The sequence below is a fragment of the Sphingobacterium sp. 18053 genome (assembly GCF_902706145.1).
GTDB classification, from domain to species: domain Bacteria; phylum Bacteroidota; class Bacteroidia; order Sphingobacteriales; family Sphingobacteriaceae; genus Sphingobacterium; species Sphingobacterium paramultivorum.
This window is the reverse complement of the sequence record NZ_CACSJW010000006.1, coordinates 219,281-238,576: the sequence shown is the minus strand read 5'-3', so window position 1 is coordinate 238,576 and position 19,296 is coordinate 219,281. Positions and strand designations below refer to the sequence as shown.

The 19,296-nt window shown below is 36.1% G+C and carries 16 protein-coding genes and 1 pseudogene; 5 read left to right on the top strand and 12 right to left on the bottom strand.

Annotated features, from left to right (window positions below):
* Nucleotides 1-21: 21 nt before the first annotated feature.
* Nucleotides 22-2,403 carry a PQQ-binding-like beta-propeller repeat protein gene (locus GVK91_RS16195; RefSeq protein ID WP_159730098.1) on the top strand — a complete coding sequence of 794 codons (2,382 nt, stop codon included), beginning with the start codon at nt 22-24 and terminating at the stop codon, nt 2,401-2,403.
* 196 nt (nt 2,404-2,599) lie between these two features.
* On the opposite strand, the gene GVK91_RS16190 is transcribed toward GVK91_RS16195, so the two are convergent.
* Both GVK91_RS16190 and GVK91_RS16185 read right to left on the bottom strand, forming a co-directional pair.
* Nucleotides 2,600-3,235: a carbonic anhydrase family protein gene (locus GVK91_RS16190; RefSeq protein ID WP_153845343.1), complete on the bottom strand. Its 636-nt coding sequence runs from the start codon at nt 3,233-3,235 to the stop codon at nt 2,600-2,602.
* An 82-nt stretch (nt 3,236-3,317) separates the two neighbouring features.
* Complete coding sequence (locus GVK91_RS16185) at nt 3,318-4,907, bottom strand: GrpB family protein (protein WP_159730096.1); 1,590 nt, start codon at nt 4,905-4,907, stop codon at nt 3,318-3,320.
* An 871-nt stretch (nt 4,908-5,778) separates the two neighbouring features.
* Here GVK91_RS16185 and GVK91_RS16180 point away from each other — a divergent pair.
* A complete protein-coding gene (locus tag GVK91_RS16180; RefSeq protein WP_159730094.1) occupies nt 5,779-7,083 on the top strand; it encodes a S41 family peptidase in 1,305 nt (434 codons plus the stop codon).
* Nucleotides 7,084-7,505: 422 nt separating this feature from the next.
* Here the strand turns inward: GVK91_RS16180 and GVK91_RS16175 are convergent, their stop codons facing one another.
* The 5 genes and pseudogenes from GVK91_RS16175 to GVK91_RS16155 all read right to left on the bottom strand — a co-directional run.
* On the bottom strand, nt 7,506-8,018 hold the full coding sequence (locus GVK91_RS16175) for a DUF6252 family protein (RefSeq protein ID WP_159730092.1): 513 nt from the start codon (nt 8,016-8,018) through the stop codon (nt 7,506-7,508).
* Between the two features lie 1,074 nt (nt 8,019-9,092).
* Nucleotides 9,093-9,275 (bottom strand): hypothetical protein, encoded by a 183-nt coding sequence (locus tag GVK91_RS16170; protein ID WP_159730090.1) that lies wholly within the window; start codon nt 9,273-9,275, stop codon nt 9,093-9,095.
* A gap of 178 nt (nt 9,276-9,453) precedes the next feature.
* Nucleotides 9,454-9,597, bottom strand: coding sequence for a hypothetical protein (locus GVK91_RS16165; RefSeq protein ID WP_159730088.1), 144 nt, complete (start codon nt 9,595-9,597; stop codon nt 9,454-9,456).
* A gap of 296 nt (nt 9,598-9,893) precedes the next feature.
* A complete protein-coding gene (locus GVK91_RS16160) occupies nt 9,894-11,141 on the bottom strand; it encodes a hypothetical protein (protein ID WP_159730086.1) in 1,248 nt (415 codons plus the stop codon).
* Between the two features lie 146 nt (nt 11,142-11,287).
* Nucleotides 11,288-11,475 (bottom strand): annotated as a pseudogene (locus GVK91_RS16155) (IS66 family transposase); the annotation flags it as partial.
* Nucleotides 11,476-11,532: 57 nt separating this feature from the next.
* Here GVK91_RS16155 and GVK91_RS16150 point away from each other — a divergent pair.
* Nucleotides 11,533-11,718 carry a hypothetical protein gene (locus GVK91_RS16150; RefSeq protein WP_159730084.1) on the top strand — a complete coding sequence of 62 codons (186 nt, stop codon included), beginning with the start codon at nt 11,533-11,535 and terminating at the stop codon, nt 11,716-11,718.
* A 121-nt stretch (nt 11,719-11,839) separates the two neighbouring features.
* On the opposite strand, the gene GVK91_RS16145 is transcribed toward GVK91_RS16150, so the two are convergent.
* The 3 genes from GVK91_RS16145 to GVK91_RS16135 all read right to left on the bottom strand — a co-directional run bounded on the left by GVK91_RS16145 (nt 11,840) and on the right by GVK91_RS16135 (nt 14,874).
* A complete protein-coding gene (locus GVK91_RS16145) occupies nt 11,840-11,962 on the bottom strand; it encodes an NADPH-dependent FMN reductase (RefSeq protein WP_262886208.1) in 123 nt (40 codons plus the stop codon).
* 217 nt (nt 11,963-12,179) lie between these two features.
* The gene (locus GVK91_RS16140) at nt 12,180-13,085 is read right to left on the bottom strand and encodes a leucine-rich repeat domain-containing protein (protein WP_159730082.1); all 906 of its coding nucleotides are present in this window, start codon (nt 13,083-13,085) and stop codon (nt 12,180-12,182) included.
* 505 nt (nt 13,086-13,590) lie between these two features.
* Nucleotides 13,591-14,874: an OmpA family protein gene (locus GVK91_RS16135; RefSeq protein WP_159730080.1), complete on the bottom strand. Its 1,284-nt coding sequence runs from the start codon at nt 14,872-14,874 to the stop codon at nt 13,591-13,593.
* Nucleotides 14,875-15,140: 266 nt separating this feature from the next.
* On the opposite strand from GVK91_RS16135, the gene GVK91_RS16130 reads away from it, so the two are divergent.
* Complete coding sequence (locus GVK91_RS16130; protein ID WP_159730078.1) at nt 15,141-15,983, top strand: hypothetical protein; 843 nt, start codon at nt 15,141-15,143, stop codon at nt 15,981-15,983.
* A 505-nt stretch (nt 15,984-16,488) separates the two neighbouring features.
* Here the strand turns inward: GVK91_RS16130 and GVK91_RS16125 are convergent.
* Both GVK91_RS16125 and GVK91_RS16120 read right to left on the bottom strand, forming a co-directional pair.
* Nucleotides 16,489-17,934 carry a S41 family peptidase gene (locus GVK91_RS16125; RefSeq protein ID WP_159730076.1) on the bottom strand — a complete coding sequence of 482 codons (1,446 nt, stop codon included), beginning with the start codon at nt 17,932-17,934 and terminating at the stop codon, nt 16,489-16,491.
* Between the two features lie 10 nt (nt 17,935-17,944).
* Nucleotides 17,945-18,541, bottom strand: a complete 597-nt coding sequence (locus tag GVK91_RS16120) for a hypothetical protein (protein ID WP_159730074.1) — start codon at nt 18,539-18,541, stop codon at nt 17,945-17,947.
* A 340-nt stretch (nt 18,542-18,881) separates the two neighbouring features.
* On the opposite strand from GVK91_RS16120, the gene GVK91_RS16115 reads away from it, so the two are divergent.
* Nucleotides 18,882-19,295, top strand: a complete 414-nt coding sequence (locus GVK91_RS16115; RefSeq protein ID WP_235032939.1) for an ester cyclase — start codon at nt 18,882-18,884, stop codon at nt 19,293-19,295.
* The last annotated feature ends 1 nt before the right edge of the window (nt 19,296 follow it).

The following is a 19,296-nucleotide window of genomic DNA, read 5'->3' as shown; positions in this document are numbered from 1 at the left end:
TAGCTTTTTTATTTAAACAACATGAAATTACTCAAATTACTTGCCTGCTGCCTCCTTCCGATTCCCTCCCTTTTTGCACAACAACGTGTCGGCCGGGTTTTTGAAGATCAGAATGCGAATAACCTGTTCGAACAGAACGAGAATCTCCTAGGCGGAATCACAGTATCCGATGGCTATGATGTGGTAAAAACCAACAGAGACGGAACATATACACTGCCCTATAACCCCAATGCCCGCTTTTTGTCTGTCACTGTACCCAGTGGTTACAAGACTACGAAAACACATTACATTCCATTGCGCGCGGATGCCAAAAATCTAGACTTCGCTTTAGTCAAAGATGCGGTCCAACAAAACGATTTTCTACGCTTTATCCAAATTACGGATACAGAAACGCCGCTATACGGACCTTGGATTGATAATGTCAGAAACTACGCCAAGCAACAGCGTGCAAGTCTGATCATGCATACCGGAGATATCTGCTATGAACCGGGCATGCTTTTTCATGCCAAGCAGGTCAACAGTGAACTCATGGGTAGACCGACTTACTATACCGTCGGCAATCATGATCTTGTCAAAGGTGAATATGGCGAGAAGCTATTTGAAGATCTTTTTGGACCGACTTATTACTCATTCGACGCCGGGCCGGCTCACTTCGTCGTTACACCAATGCCAAATGGCGATTATAAACCCAGCTACACCGCTGATCAGATCATAGCTTGGCTCAAAAAAGATCTAGCTGCCATGGATAAATCCAAGCCCTTGATCTTTATTAACCATGACTTCTTTGTAGGGCCTGACTTTGTACTTAAAGGAGAAAAAGAACAGATCGATTTAAAGCAATACAACCTTAAGGCCTGGTTCTATGGACACTGGCACAACAATTTCGTCTTTAAACAAAATGGTGTCTATGTGGTTTGTTCCAATGCCCCTAACAAAGGTGGTATTGATAATTCTGCCGCACAGTTTGTTGTCGTCGATATTGACAAACAAGGTATCAAGAATATCAAGCCGATCTACACAAACCTACGTGATCACGTCCAATTGGTACGGCCCGTGGGCAATCAGTCGTTAAATGCAGACCAAACGCTGCCTATACTGGTCAACGCCTACGATAGTGAGCGACAAATACAGGGCGTAGACCTCACAATATCCGCACATGAGACCGGAAATCGCATAAGCTCAATTGCGCTGAAAGCCTCCGGAGATTGGACATGGCAAGCAAATGTTCCTTTCCAAAAACAAAATCACAAAGGACAATACGATGCACTTATCACGATTCGCTACGAGAATGGTGAACAGACCCTAAAGAAAGAAACGTTTAGCCTCGCGCCAGCAGAAAATGATAAGATCAAACTACAGTGGTCCACTTCAGTCAATGGAAATATCTGGAAAACAAGTCCTCTGGTTATTGGCGATAAACTTTTTATAGCCACAATGGATGATGGCATAGGAACCAGTCATGCAATCAAAGCCTTGGATAGACGGAGTGGAAAAGTATTATGGTCTCTGCCAACTATAAATTCCATTAAGCATAAATTACGTTTCAGCGATGGTATATTGTTGGCCACTGATGTTGAAACCAATGTCTATGCGATAGATGCAAATACAGGCAAAATCCTGTGGACAAAGAAACCTTCGGCTCCAAGTCTCCCGACCTTTGTTTCTGGCGCTGCGCTTGACAACGGGATCTATTATACTGGATTAGGAAAACGAATGTCGGCAATTGATATCCATACAGGCAAACCGTTATGGGAAGGTGTAGAACCGTCAGGCGGAGAAGCTACTCCAGCAGAGCTATCGGTTGTCGGTCAAGTTCTTTTAGCTGGATACAACTGGAATGCACTCTGTGCTTCTGATATCCATACCGGAAAACTGCTCTGGAAACGTCAGGAAGATGGTTTACGTTTTAGAAGTGGCGGGATAACAGCTCAAAAGGATTACATCTATACGACCGGCCTCAATGGCATCTTTAAGATCGATCTAAAAACGGGAGAAATCTTACAGAAGAGCATTAAAACCGACGATTTTAAGGTGATGACTGCACCAAAGATCAGTGAAAACCTTTTGGTTATGCCAACTTCCACCAACGGAATAAAAGCCTATGATCTACAGACTCTGGAAGAGAAGTGGCATTTTCCCACAGGAGAAGCGCTTGTCTATTCTTCTGCATACAGTAGTCCTGACAACCATAAACTGGTCGGCACAGTTGAATCAGCAGTCATTGAAGTCAAAGACAAGTTAGTTTTTGGTGCTTCAGACGGCTATGTCTACGTCCTTAATAAAGCAGGTAAACTCTTATCAAAATTCAACCTGGGTTCGCCTATATTTTCAGACATCACAGTAGATGGCGATTTGATTTATGTTGCTGATTTTGCGGGAAATGTTTCCTGCTTTAAACTCTAGTATTTATACATAGAACAAAAAAGGGAGGTGCTAACTTTAAAATGAGTTAGCACCTCCCTTTTTCTTTTATTCTTAAGAAGTGTACACCCCATTCGACTTATGATCAGCGAATCTTGGGATACCTAATCTTACCTAAAGTAAGGTAGGGTTGTCCATCTTCTATAACCGACAAAACCTGTGCGTCAGTTTCTACAACTTACATCCAACTTACGCTACCAGTTTCAACGTCATAGTTTGCACCAACAATCTTAATTTTACCCTCTTCTTCAAGTTTACGGAGCGTTGAGCTTTGTCTGCGAATGTCACGGATCGCATGTTTAATGTTCTGTTGATTTAGCTTCTCAAGCAACACACTGTTTTTAGAAGAACGTTCTTCCCCTTGATCGATCACCTCATTAATGATCGGGTCGAAATGGTTAATCAAATGGTTTAGGTTATCCATTCCCATGCCCTCGATCTGTGCTGCATCCAATCCTCCTTTTAATGCTCCACATTTGGTATGCCCTAGAACGACAACAAGTTTAGAACCTGCCACATTACAACCAAACTCCATCGAGCCTAAAATATCCTGGTTGACAAAATTTCCGGCGATCCGGATACTGAAGATATCGCCCAATCCCTGATCAAATATAAGTTCAGCTGAAGTACGGCTATCGATGCAGCTTAGCACCACGGCAAATGGCCATTGTCCCTCACGCGTAGCGTTCACCTGTTCGAGTAGATCGCGGTTAGCTTTCAGATTATTAACAAAGCGCTGGTTTCCCTCCTTCAGGAAATCTAATGCTTTTTCAGGTGTAATCGTCGATTGTGTTTCGTACGTATGTGCCTTCATAAAATTTTATTATTTGGAATATTAAAGGTAAAATTAATACGTTACATTTTAATTACCAATAGGACAAAATACCTGTAATTTCTTATATAGCCCCAGTGACTTCGTTCTTTGTGTAATAATCCATCCAAGCTTTAATTCTTCCGACAAACATTTTAAGATAGTTTTCTGTCAAAAATATGTTGGACCAATCAAATCTTTGTGCCTGTACGCCAAGATAAAAAATAAAAATAGAAGCGCCTGCTTTTGGTATTAAGCTGAGCTCTTTTTCAGATAAAAATCTATTGCTCTGGTATCCACGTAAGAAGCTTTGCATTTTTAATTCATACTGCTCTTTATCTGATTCTATGAAAAACAGTTGTTTGCAGAAATATCCAACATCCAAAATTTGCCATCCATTTCCACAAAAGTCAAAGTCAAAAATCGTAATCTCCTTTTCGTCTGTAACGGCCATATTATCATACCATATATCCATATGTATAATTCCGGTTTTCGTATTATCAAAATCTGAATTTTGAAAATTTTCTCCAAGCTCCCTAATGAATTCCATTTCTGGCAAGTTGTCTGAAAAGAATTGTTTTAAATACGCATAAGGTAGTTCTATAAGAGACGTCTTATGATAAGATACTCGGTTAATGTTCTTGTTTTCGGTATGGTTGTGAATATTTGCCATTAGAGAACCTATTCGAAAACAGGTTTCGTTGTCCATAAATCGAATTTTCTCACCTTGAGCAAAGGAAAAAAGTACAACGTATCTGATTCCTTCAGGAGCATTTATTTCTTGAATGAATGCTCCGTCTTTATCTTCAATTGGAAAAGAAACACTTAAATTTTTATTCTTCAATGATTTCAGAAGTTCAAGCTCTTCAATAATTTCGGTTTTTGACCTCCAGTTATGACTATAAACTCGCAAAACGTATTTCGTTTCGGTATTGGAAAGAAAATACGTGTGATTCATTCCTGTTCTGAATAGGGTACAATTGTATTTGTCGTCTAGGCCATATCTATCTTTCACAAAATCTCCTAATTGTTTGGCAGAAAGAGTAGAGGCTATAACCGGAAATGTTGTCATTTTTTTAGTTGCTAAATTTATAGTTTCGTTAATGAAGGATGTTTTTCCGAGTACATACGAGCCGCGGTCATTTCTGAATTTAGATGCTAATTCAAGTTTTAACTCTTCGTATTCCTTTGCCCGTTTATTATTAGAATTTAGATAATCCCGAAAGTCAATTTGCGCCCACATTGCATTGTCTTTTGGGCACATGTGAATATGGAAAATTTGTTCGTTCTTTCCATCAATGTTATATCCTTTTCCAAATGTTGAATATTCCGCTATATTTTCTCTTGAGGGAACTTTAAAATGTGAATAGCCTAGTGCTGAGAATTCGTCAATTAGTTCCTTGTTGAACAATAATTCTTTTGGAATCTCAATTATTATATCAATATAAGGTTTAGATTTGATTGAGCTGATAGCTGTACTGCCAAAATGTTCTATTCGTAAAATCTTTTCTTTTCCGATCTTACTTAAAATCCGTTGTTTTTCGGCCGTAAATATATTTTTCCATTCAGGATTATGATCAACTAATTCGACGGGAAAAAGTCTATTCCAATCGTCCTTTTTCAATTCTGTTAGGCTCTTTTTCATTTTAGTTATTGCTGGAATTATTAACTGCATTAAGGTTTTAAGTGAATCGTGTAGCTAGATAAAATGCTTATGACACCCTTTTTTTCCTGGAAGTTCGTATTGGTTTTGTAGATACTAAAAGACAAAAAAAGCTTACAATATGAATTGCAAGCTTTTTTAAGTTTTAATCTTTCGATCTGTAGCCCGTAGGGGAATCGAAATCGATTCATAACATACTGACTTTCAATGTCTTTATGTAGTTTATATTCTATTACTCACTGAATCACTCACTACATTTTGTTTTACTTACTAGCTGCAAAACTCATAATGCAAAGATAGCAAAAAGGACTTCAAATGCAATGCCCTACTAGCTAAAACACATTAAAATTTTAAAATAATCTTATAATCAATAGACTATTCTTTTTCATTTCATTCTAAATTCAGTCAGAATTAGTCCTAAGTACTTCTTAAAAAGGTTCACAAAGACCGCTATAATGGAAAAAGTAAGATCAATTGCTACGTGTTAAATCATTATGGTATTTTTCACTGTTTGCAATAGTTAGTTTGCTCCCCTATATTTCTATTTTGTTGAGACAAGTTTTTTGTTCTAGTGTCACTTTGTTGAATATTATCCAACTCTCCAAACTTGGCAAAGATAGATGCTTTAAGAGAATCTTTGGTACCCAGGCAATATTAAATTAATGTTATTTAAGAGTTTAATCACTTGACTATTTACTATTAAGCACAATAAAGATATTCCAATAAGAGATCTCAAACTTGAGAGCCTTAATCTTAATTGATGTTTATTAAGAAAACAGAAAACGAATCAAATGGTGTTTCCTGCACACATTAAAATAACTACGTTCATTATATTGGTCTAGAGATCGCACCTAAGTTATTTATAATCAAATTTTTAAAAAAGATGCATTTACAATATAAGTTAAAAACGTACTTGCTCATGATCAGCCTGATTGTTTCTTTAAATGGATATGCCCAGCTCAGCGAAGAGCAAAAAAAGCAAACCATCAATTCAACAATTGAGATTCTTAAGGTTAAATATATCTCACCAGATATCTTACCCAAACTTGATAGTACGATTTCTGGGAATTACACTAAAGGCAAGTACGATACGATATCAACAGGCAATGAATTTGCATTTCGCCTAACACGTGATCTACAGGAAATCACAAGAGATCAGCATTTAAAGATTTTGTATAAACAAACAAACAAAACAGATAACCAAGGGATTATAAAAAGAGAATTATCAAGAGATCAATGGTTGAAAAATCTAATGATCGAAAATAACTACAGCATCAAGGAGAAGGCTATCCTTGAGGGAAATATTGGGTATGTTAGTATTCCGCTTTTTGGACCATTGAGAGATTGTGCAGATACCTTAATTGCTGCAATGAATTACGTGAAAAATACTAAGGCTTTGATTATAGACCTTCGGGATTGTAGGGGAAGCCTTGATGAAAACACGATACCATTTATTTTTAGCTATTTCTTTAAAGATCCGGTTCACATCGATAACTTTTATACTCGGGAAACGAACACCTTAAAGCAATTTTGGACTTACGGTTATGTACCGGGAAGTTTGTATGTAGATAAACCAATTTATGTGTTAACCAGTGGAAAAACTTTCTCGGGGGGAGAAGCTTTCGCCTATAATCTTCAGCAGCTGAAACGCGGGGTTGTTGTAGGTGAGCTAACAAGGGGGGGTGCAAATCCATCTGAAATGCAGAAAATAAATGCTAATTTCTCCATCACAGTTCCTTACGCAGCTAGCATAAGTTCTGTTAGTAATACAAATTGGGAAAATACAGGTGTTAAACCGGATATAGAGGTTAAATCTATTCTTGCGCTATACGAAGCCAACTCATTGGCATTGAAAAAATTACTTTCCTCTTCAGAAAATCAATCGACTACAGTTGAGTTAGAAGCAGCGATCCATGGATTAAAAAAACCTGTTCTAAGAAAAGTTACTTTTCAATTAGAGGGTTTTAATGAAGCGAAGGAGGTGGCGGTCGCCGGAACTTTTAACTCTTTCAGCAGAAAAAGCTTTTTATTAAAAAAAGTCAAGAATAAATGGATTGGCGAAACAGAAGTTGAACTAGGTCATTTAAGCTATGTTTTTGTCGTTGACAATAGAATGATAAAAGATCCAAAAAATCCTAAAACAGTTACTGAGAATGGAAATGAAAATTCTTATATTTTTGTAGAATAATAGCAAGAAAGCTCCTTTCCACCCCCAATCAGTTTGACACTTAGCAATTCGATCAATAGACTGAAAAAACAATAAACTAAGCATCAAATCTATTAGCAATTTACTCCTCCAGTAGTTTCTTATTATTTAAAACACCTCGGTGATCTTTTTTACAGCTTGCAAAGTAAATACTTACTTATGATTTTATTTTGTATTGTCTTGCTGTATATTGCGGAGAAGTTGACCAAGGCATATTCTCATTCCAGATTCTATTTATAAATCTGTGATTATGGTTTTATTGCTCTCCATATTTTTTAATATTCTTTTTATTTTAGGCGCCTTTTTTAGCGATACTCCCTAAAAATTTAGCTAAACAGGTTTTTATTTCAACTGCTAAAAGGGTATAATATCGGTTAAATGCGGGTCTAAATACTTTTTATTATTTATGCTTTTCTTCGAAGTTTAAAGTTTCCAGTCACAAGCTTTCCTGATGGCGAACAGCCTGATGGTGCGTAAACTTGGGCAGAAAAATTACCTTTTATGAATCCGCCAATGGGCCCAAAGGTCTCAATAATTACTTTTCCTTTGCCATATTGAACGCCGGGTTGATTACAAATACTGTAAAAACTTTGAAATATTACTTGTGACTGATTTGACTGGCTAACCATAATGGACGATTTTCCTTCTTCAGCATTACTTCCGATTTCATATTCGCCTGCTTTAGTGGCATTAATACTTAGCGCTATTGCTCCATTTTTGCCTGTTCCTAGGATATTTAATGCTGTTCCTAGCAGTGCAGCATCCATGGAAATACCTGTATTGCTCAGACCGTTAAACTCCCAACTGATATATTCTTCGGGAAGAAGTTCAATTGGGGTTTGTACAATTACCATTCCGCTTGTTCCAGCACGGTTAGGATGTTGTTTGTCCACCATTCCCTTTATATTCGCACCCACAGCTATTGTTGAACCGGTCGTGATGCTTTCTGGTGCTTTATATTTGGTTTTTAATATTCCTGCCGGAAGTTCTTCCTTCTCATTTCCAATAGTTCCCGGACCATTTACGAACCAGGTGTTTCCTGTAATTTTTGATCTATCATATTTTAACTGGCCATTGGAAATGTATCGATAAAATATAACAATACATTTGCTTCCTGCCCTGCGCTGAGGGTGTTTTTGTCTGTAACTACATTAAATACCCTCTCAATAAACCAATCGCTAAAATGTCTGGTGTTAAGAGATAAAGTCTTGATTGATTTATCTATAGTTGTTTCCATTTGACGATAGAAATAACCGTTCTTATCCTGGTAGGTTAAGTATAAATAATCCTCAGCAGATCCAACGCAATCCTCATAGCTGTATTTAAAATTGATTTTTACATCTTTTTGGAAGATTACGTTTTCTGGTCCCAAACGAAAAGCAGCCCCTGTAGCTTGATCTAAATTCTTATCAATCGACTGTATAGTAAACTGGGTATCCCCATTAACTGCACCCGCAGGGATTTCGATAATTATATTTCCATCGGTTGAAGAAATTGAGCCTCCAGCTGTGCCTATTACTTTTGCAATTACGGGGCCGGACGTTTATGAAAGCGGTTTTTGTAATGGTTTGGATTCCAGATCAGGAGGTGAAGAGTTTTTCTTACACCCAGCAAAGGTGCAGACTAACAGGAGGAGGATTTGCAAATATTTTGAAATGCTTTTCATAGGTAAATTATTAAATTTTTTAATTGTCTACGCGTATAAGAAATGTAGTTTCACATGTTCCGAAAGTATTAATCATTAAATTCAATTTTTGCTTCTATGAGCTGAAGTTCGAATTGTCTTTGTGATTTATTCCCTCGAAATGATCATATAAATAACTCTTTCCGATTGCAAAAATATTTTCTTAAACATAGATTCTCAACTAAAATAGACGTAACGCTTACAGAGAGCTTCTCCTTGTTTAATTTCGTCGACAAATGACTAAGGACGATCTTTCCGTGATTTCTAAAAGCTATAGATAAGCCTCCTTTAATTTAACTATACTTAATTAATCCCTAAACTGGCTAAGCCAAGTGGAAATTGTATCCAATACTTTAACGCTAATCGTTTCCGGAATATCTTTAGCTTCTTCAAAAAGACCCGTTTTAGAAGACTGCATTAAATGGCTCACTTCTGGAAACACAACTAATTTTGATTTTGGATTAAAGTTTCGTTTTAGCGATTCCTGCATTATTCAAATAACATAAAAACAATTAATTATTCTTGGATGCAAGTACTAGGAAAAAAAAATTATACTAAAATCGCACCCGCTAGTTTATATCTGCCTAAAATAAAATGATATTCACATATTATCAGATTTCAGAAACACGGAAATACATTTTTCACGATGAATCTTTAGAACAATAATTTTATCTAGACACAGACAACTTCAAAGCATAGCTAAGTAGATATCCAAACAATAATGCCGGAATATCTTTAGCGGCCATCCCTTCTTCATTAGTGGCACGTACGAACAGGCCAATAACCTGGAAACCTTCCATATGTTTTTTCATTTTTGTGTTTATTTCTGCAAATTTTAAAATCAATTGTGTCAGCCCTATGGCAGCCGCCAAAAAATTAGACAAAATGCGATGGACATTGACCCAAAGTGGGCGCTTTAACCGTGAGCCTGACTGAGGAGCATCCAATCGATCCTATATAAAAAGAGGAAGAAGTACCATAAATGAAAACTGATCTCTGAGAATTCAACATTTGAAAATGTCCTTGGAGAGGGGTACGAATAAAAACAGCAAAAAAGAGGGTGACCATGATTTATGATACACCCTCTACTATGTCTAAACTACTAAGATCAGGGATTAAACTTCACCCTGAAAGTGCCTTTAATATCTTCGAATATCCTTTCACATGCATTCGGCCACCATTGATACAATGTGCCATTGAATTCACCTTCAATATACCCGTTCTCAAATTTGGTCACCTTAACCATACTTTGTGCGCTAAATATCTGCAATCCACCACACGCCCTATAACTATAATATATTGGAACACCCGGTTTGTGCATGTTAAAATATATAAGTGAATATTTATCCGGACCATTAAGATCGCCGAAGTCGAATTCTCCAATCTCCTTCCTATTGACTACAATGCCAAGGTTCAAACCACCATCAACGTAAAACTGTGGCATACTTTTCGCCTGATCATAGTATTTAGTTACGATCTTGTCGCTGCCTACAGTGTATTTCTCCCCACCGAACGTCCAACTAACAAAAACATCTGGTACCAACTCAATATCGACAAAGCCAATATAGAAACCTGTTTTTTGAGGGTCAGTGTAATCATTTATCACAAGTTGTATCTTGGACACTGCCGGAGAGTTAATCTCAGCTGGAGGAACAAAGGTTGCCGTTCCATCCTCTCTTCTTACAATATCCCCAGGTCCGGCGACTACCTTCCACTCATCTACAACGCTATCGGTAATTTGTCCGGCAACAAGCAAATAATCTTCTGGATTCTCTGGATCCGTGGCAGTAGTTAATAATATGCCTCGAACAAGAGATATCTCATTGGCAGAAACCACCTTTTTTTCTGATTCTAAAGTTAATTCTGAATAAATCGTCCAATCGCTGAAGTGCTTCGTCTTTACTATGATCTGTTTGTTCGCTTTCTCAAGTATTATACTCTTAGGCGAATGCCAAGTACCCTTTGAATCTTGATATGTTAAGCGTAGATGGTCCTCAGATTTCCCTTTCAACATGGTTGCATCATATTTCATACTAATCTCAACGTCCTTTTCAAAAGCGACATTTTCTGGCAAAAGACGGTAAACCTTTCCTAGACTTCCCATTCCAAATGTATTTGAAACCTCTTGTATGCTAAATGAGGTTTCAGACTTAATAGTTCCGGCCGGGATTGTAATCGCTAATATCCCACCAGGAACCTCAATCGAACCACCTGACGGACCAATCGTTTTTTGGATCAGCGTATTCGGTAGCGGTATGCCCTGGTCGGTTACTAATGGTTCTTTATTGAGAGTTTCCCCAGGCTTGTCCGGTTTACCTTTTTTACATGAAGTAAATGTAATGGCAATGATTAGCATTGCGAAAGTTTTCAAATATAATCTCATAAATCAATTAATAAGTTATACAAACTTATCGAGGAACATTATTGGGTACGAATAACAAAGCTTTATGACTAGGTTACATCGACGGAAGACAGTATCCAGCCTATGAACTCTATATTTGATTAACCAATTATGTTTTTAAAGTTCTGCGGATAGAGATCTTTAATTTTTTGTGGTTTATTTCCAATGTGTATTTGAGCCATTTGTGTGGATTTACATTATGTTTCTTGCAGATTGCAAAGAAGGAATAGATCATGGCGGACCTTTGGGCTGCATCGTCGCTTCCCGCGAGGAGATAGTTTTTTCTTCCCCGGTTATGCAAAGCTAAGCATAACTCGGGTGAGAGTTTGAGAAAAAAGAAGTAAAATTGTCAGGTCTTCAAGATGAAGAACCTAAACCCATTTTCGAGGGGTCAGTATGCGCATTACAGCGGGCAGCATTAACAGAATATCCAGTTAAAGAGGTTTTGATGAAAGAGTATAACATCTCAGAATCAGCTATCAAAACCAATGGCAAGGGTATCTCACAGCCTACTATTCATAATAATCAATAATAAAACGAGTACTGGAAAAGTACAAAACAGAAGGGTAGAATTTATTAAGCTTTAAAGAACCCTTTAACCTTTCTTTAATTTGGGCGCAATAAGCCAGAGCAATCTTTCTGATTTTTCTGGCTTATTTTGTAACTACTGTAATTATTCCAACTGGTTTATCTGAAAACACTGTCGTAGAAATGCACCATTCAATAGAATTCTTTAACCCGCTAGGGATGCTGAAAATATATTCTGGTAAACAGATAATTACGCCAATTTAGGATTTGTTCAAACTTTACACCTTAACTTGCCAAATATTATTAAAAATAATTAAGGAGAAATTGAAACAATTGAAATAAAACTTGGCGTTATCTCATAATCAAAATATCGTTCAGAGATATTTAAAAATTTGATTTTTCAACAAAAGACTTGCAGTTATGCACTAATTTAAGGCTTTAAACTTCAATCATAATAATTATGGCTTAGACTTCCCCTTCCATAACTAAAACCCCTTTTTCCTTTAGTTTACTTATCTGCGCCTCAGGAACAGGATTTCCTATTAAGTTGACAAATTTCAAATTGTCTAAGTTCAATATTGGTGAAATATCGTTAATCTGATTGCCTGACAAATCAATTACTGTCAATTCAATTAGATTGCTTAGTGAGTCAATATAACCGATTTGATTGTTAGCTATATACACTTCCCGCAAATTCACTAAATTCCATAAATCTGAAATATCAGACACCATATTCTCTGATAAATCAAGAATCTTAACATGTAGACAATATTCGATACCGTCTAATGAGTCCATCCCTCTATTTACCATTTCAAACTCTTCAAAATCTTCAAGATAATAAGGAGGAAATTCAACTGCTACATGACCATATTCTCGTATCTTGATCAAATTATAAAAAGATTTTTCAAATTCGTTCGAATCAAATTCAGAAGAGTAAAACTCTTCTGAATCATTGTCAAGCATTAATTCAAAATCACTATTATTATCGTCATTTTCGACATCCCAAACATATTCTGGATGATAATCAATATCTTCCCCAATAGCTATTTCAGTTACACTTTCAATATCAGAAATAAGGAAAATGTGTGAGTATGTAAGAAGTTGAGTGTAGTCATTTATTTCAAAAAGATCTTGAATACTTTTTCTATATACTTCACCCTTATCTGGGTGGTACAACATAATTAACTTAGAAAAACACTTTGCATCTTTTTCTTCAGTTATAGGGACATATTTTGAAATTCGATTTGAAACTTCCCTGATCTTGCCGTAGTTTTTATTTTTGTAGAGTGATATTAAGTTCGCGGTTATACGATTTAAGTTCACTTCTGAAAACGCATTGATTAAATCATTGTATAATTCTTGAATATTCATACAGAATTTAGATTTGTTTTATTCACAATAATAAATTTCCACTAAAAAAGCCCAACTTCAACTTACTCAATAAGACATTTATTTTGTAGCAAAAATATATAATTTATATAATTTTCTTTGGAGTTGTTATTGTTGTGTTCTTCGACTTTAATCGTCAGACATACTGATACAATCGATATATAACAACAATCATAACAATACCTGTATATTTCGAAGAACCAGTTTTCAGCGAAATCTCTACTCTTATATATCAATTAATAAATTATACAAACTTATCGAGGAACATCATTGGGTACAAATAACAAAGCTTTATGACTAGGTTACATCGACGAAAAACTAATAATTAACGACTGATAACTTGCAGAAAATGATCATAAACTATTAAACCGTTATGTCAGGCAACCAAAGTGGATTATATATTAACTTCTCCAGCCTCTAATATTAAAGAAATCTTTCAATGCCCTCAATTTTCCAAGTCATTTTGTTTTGATATAAAACAACAAAACTACATTTTTATAAATTCCACTCGCCTGTTCTCAGATTTTCCTGTAGGTGTAGTATTACTAGCAACTGGTTCTGCTGCACCCTTGCCATCAGTGAAAAGTAAACTTGCATCTACATCAAATTCCTTGCTGAGAACAGTTTTAACTGAGATGGCTCGTTTCTTTGATAATTCAAGATTTGAATCAGCATTGCCATCTGTATCTGTGTGCCCTACTATCTTGATTTTCGCTCCTGAGGATTCCTTAATCACAGATGCGATTTCTTTAATTAACCCCATTGATTCAGGCTTTATCCTATCTGAATTGCTATCAAATAGAATTCCGTTCGTTACAAAGTTTTCTCCCTCAAGAAGTTTTGAACGCATATCCGCCATACCAGCTGCTACTCTTAGATTAGTTATAAAAAATGCTGGATACCCCTCTCCCGTCTTTCCTCCAACAAACAACATTTGATTGTAATTTGCCGGAAAAGCTGCAGCAGTTGGAATATCCAAGACTTTCTCTGCATTGTACCAAAGTCTTACTCTTGTCTTCTGTATAGATATGGCGACATGTACAACAGAACCGTAATTGCTTTGAAAGCCTTTAAGGAAGATTTTATCAGATAAGAGTTTTTGTTTCGCATTCTCACGCGAGTCAAGCCTAACTACAGCTTTGTCCCGATCGAAAGAATTGCTAAAATAAAGGATGTTTTTTAGTGTGTAATTATAGCTATCCAGTCTCTTAGCCTTATCACCACGATCAAATAACTCAAACTTAAAACCTGGAAATACAGCACTTGAACGTGTCGATAAATTTACGACAAGGTCAAATTCAACCGTAAAATTTTCAGGCAGTTTCATTGTTGGTGAGAGCATATTTCCGGAATTGAATTGCAGCCATTTGTTATCTTTTCCTTCCAGCTTGACGACTTCTCCTGAGCCTGTAGTAAACCACTTCATTGGAAATTCACCGATTGCATCCTGCTCAAAGTTATCAAAAAGAATGATTTTTTCTCCTGGGATAAAATCATATCTAGAATAAGAGGATGAGAGTTGTTTGGTAGATTTTTGAGTTTCATTGTTATCCAAACTTCCATTTTCAATCTTCTCACCGTTACCTTCCTTGCTTTTCTTTGACTGATTTCCATCGATGACCTTTTCTGCCTTCTGAGTACTTTTTTTAATTAACAAATCGCTGCCTGCATTGGCAGCCCTTTCGCCTAAGCGTTTCAGAAACCCTTGACCGCTGGCACTAACTGCAGTTACCTGAAGTGCAATTATCACATAAAATAATCTTTTAAACATTTTTTAGGAATTTTAGGAAATTAATTTCCTTCAAAATACCAGCTTATTGCTTCTAATTAAAAGTGATGAATACAGAGTACATCCCAATACAGGCAGGATGCGTTGTATAGTAGTCTGATGCACAATATCAACTTAAAGTAGTTTTCAGTCTACTAAAAGAATGATTTTATCTCCGTAAGCCTACAGTCTGTAGACACCAATTCCCTTTCTCTAAAAATAACTGCTACAATAACTGATATTCGCATCATATTCATTCAATATGGGAAATGACTAAATTAACACTAAAAATGGCACTTTCGCTCATGTTGGGTATAGTGTATCCAAAGATATCCTTTGGCCAGAAGGTCTTAATTACAAAGGAAATTGTAAAATACGAAATTGACTTTGCCCTACAGGCAGCAAATCATGGATTAAAATATGCCTTTGACAATAACATGGATCCTGCAGGAGTACTTGTCTCAGGTACAACAATTCTTAATGGACTCAAGGCATACGCCAACGTAAAAACAGATTCATTAGAACTGTTATCCTGGAAGCCTTCTTATGCTGTGAGCAATAAGGCCGGTGATTTTGGTTTTACTACTGGCCCATACCTCTATTTTAATAACCGGAAGTCGGATCCGATTGCCAGTGGAAATTATTTTTCCATATGGAGAAAAAACGGGAATAAGATTTTTAAAATCCTATTTGATGGCGGAATAAACCATGGATCAGTAAAATTAGAACACCAGCTTGCAATGAAGCATGAACATATTACCTACGGGCAAGTAACGACATCCACATCAAAAAAAGCTACTTCACCTCCGCAACTTAAGGATACCGATGAAACCTTTGAATACCTTGATGATAATGCTATATTTCTAAGACCTAATCTTCCCATAACAATTGGCAAAAATCATTTTAAGGAAATACATAAAATCTCCAATATGGTATTGATACCTAAAGGACATGGATTTGATAAAAGCAGTCAATTTTTCTATTGCTTTGGTAATCTGTCGATAAAAAAAATAGAGCCCAATATCAATACTTTAAAATACCCTGGTTACTATGTCCAAGTTTGGAAATACCATGATGGATGGAAAATCATCGCGGATGTTGTTCAACTTTAACCAACACAATAGGTTTCTGGTAGGTTTTTTAATCTTTTTTTAATACCCAGAGCCATAAAAGCAAAGAAACATCTGGAGTACAACAAATTAAATCGAAAAGTAGCCAGAGTAAGGCAAATCAATTCCTTTAAAATATTGGTTGAAAAACCTCAAATTCTGAACTGAAATAATATCTGTTACCAACAATGCTAAAAACACAGAGTATTGTAAATGCCTACTTCATAATATTTTCATAGGCATTTCCTTGAAACAAGCGTATAAAACCAGTGGCATAGCCAACTCAGTACATCTACTAATATTACTTTGTCATCTACCTAATTAAAGTTCAAAAGCGGCGGGAAAAAGTAGTTGAAAAGCAGCTGACCAATTAGTTCTGTACTTGGATTCGTGGCCACGAATACTCTGAAAATTACCACGACATATAATCAACCACGCAACTGGTAGTTTTATTTCGAACCCTCAAAACAAAAACAACATCAAGTACACATCATAAAACAAAATGATACTATTTCGCCAAATCAAGTGCTTTTTGAAAAACTACATCTTTGTTGCTGAGTATCTCGTTGATGGTAGGAAGAACTGAATAGTCGGGTAAAACCCCTCTATTAATTTTATTTTTTTCATCAAGGTGCATGTAGTAACCTAGAAGAGGAATATCAAGTTTCAGCTTAGTGTTGGGTAAACGCACCAATGCAAATCCACCACTTGAATCTCCGCCAACTGCACCACCAGTCTCGTCTCCGATAAATATTCCACGGGATGTTTCCCTCACGATTGCACAAAATTCGGAAGAGACAGAAAAAGTACGTCCATTTTGTAAAATAAAAACTCTCCCAGTAAAGGCTTTTGCTTTAGGTTGTTGCATTTCTAATCCTTCCTTCTGAGTAAAATGATATTCATCTTTCACCTTTACTATAAATTTTTTAAGATATTCGAATTCCGGCGGAAGGGCTGCGTGCTCAACAAAGGAAAAATTTCCATCACTCGCAACTACAAATTTACCATAATAACGAAAGGGTGATTTAGCTAAGTAGGAAAAGAGTTCGATCCCCATGGCATCCATTCCACCTTCATTATTCCGAATATCGATGATTAATGATGAAATATTTTTTTTCTGAATATCTTCAAAAGCATTTTGAAGGAAACCACTTAACGTCGGCTTATTTTCAAGGTTCCTGAATACACCAATACGCATCATCGCAGTATGTTTGTTAGGATACGAAATTTCCTGACGTTCATCATATTTTTCTTTTGGAATATCTGTCCTTCTTACTCCAGGTACAGTAATAGTACCTTGACGACCTTCGCTATTTTTAAAGGTAATTTTATAGAACTTCGATGGACCAATAAATTCAGCGTAGTAACCGGAGAAATGAAGTGACAGCTCAGCATATTTTGCACTGGTTATTCTGGCATCAGCAAAAATGCATTTCATTAACTTTGATGTGACTTCCTTCATAGGCTTTCCATTTATACTGAGAATTTCTGAACCAAGCGGAATAGCTAATTTGGATACATAAGAACTATGAAGAAACGACTTTCCCTGATGAAAATATAAATTCATAGGGAGGTAACCAGATTCAAAAAAGGCATAATGATCATCTGGCTTCCCTTCTAGATGAAGCTTGGTATGTCCATCCCCTATATTTGCTAGCATAGGACATAAAAGCCTATAAAAATCCAAAACAGTCATTCGGTTGGTAATACTTTCTTCAATTTTTTTGAAGTCCCTAGCAATTTCACTCCGGCTATTATAACGATAGAGACCAGGGTGAGCTTCCATAAGTGCTGCTTTAACAACATTGAGGTCTTGCGATATTTCATGCTTAGTAAAGTATTGTGAAAAGGCTATCTGATAAGATAACAATATCAAAATAAGAGTTGATAGGTAATTTTTCATATTTTTTCCGTTAAATAAATTTATCCAAAACTGCAAGGTAACGTGGCTCATATCTTCACTTTTAATCTTCAGGAAAGTTACCTGAGGAAAAAATTCTATCAATATAATTGCTCATTAACCGTTTTAACAAGGGATAGTCTTTACAAAAGACATCAAAATTTTGCCAATCTAATTTATAGACATCCTCAGGAAAAATATGATTGAAATCAATATTTGAATAATCGGCTAATGAGCTAAGAAGGATAACATGAAATGACCCACTGGTATGATTATAATCTTCAGAAGAGAAAAAAAAATCAATTACACAGGTAAAAAGCACTTCAAGAGACGTAAGAGCACATGTAACACGATAAAAGTCTTTGACTCCTCTCATCTCCGACACTTCTTCGCTAAGAGACAAAACCTCATCAGCCATTCCATTCAGCATGAGTTCCTTATTTTCTACTCGATCCACCTGTATACCTGGAAGTATAAGTTTTCCCAAAAAATCAAATGCATTCTGAATACACTCCTTTGCCCCATTCCTATCTCCCACATTGCCGGGAAAACTGTCATCTAACCACTTTAAAATTAACTTTTCGTTTTCCCTAACTACCAGGTACAAAAACCTGAAACGTTGTTCATAGCCTAAGGCCAAAAATTTTCTTTGATGTCCCATCTTTATGATAATACTTGCATATAAAGTTTAGCAAAAAAGAAAATGAATACAATTAGTGGTTACAAACGGCAGTTCTCTTAAGATGAAAAGCACAATAAAGACGCCGAAATGTAAACTCTTATTTAAAAAAACTGACGACCTAGACTTTCATACATTTATAACAAAGAAGTTTTAAAACAAAGTTCCATCATTATCCATTTCCCTATTCTATTACCCGGGAAGAGGTAATACCATTTTTCTATAAAATCATGTTTTAAGCATTATTTTGTGTCATATGACACAGGCGTTTATCAATTGTCTACAATATTTTTGCAAAGAAAATTTAACAAAAAACATTAAAATGAATAAAACGATCGTTATAAACTTTATCGATAAAATCTGGAACAAAACAGATATTTCAGAAATTCGAGACTATTTGACCGATGACTATATTGATCATTCGCTTCCCATCGCTTTACCCAAGAATTGGGAAGGTACAGCAAAATGGATAGAGACAACAAGCGGATCCTTTCAACATCAAACAGTTATTGAGGATATCCTCTGTGAGGACGATAAGGTATTCATGCGAATTTCCATGAAACTAAAACACACTGGGTTATGGAGAAGCCATCTACCAAGCGAAAAGGAAATTACAACTAGGGGCTACCGGCTATTTAGAATAGATAGTGGACGAATCGCTGAGCATTGGGCTACAATTGACGGCAGTGAGATTGAAGTTGCTATTATTGGAACTGGACATGGGTGCAAGATTTAAA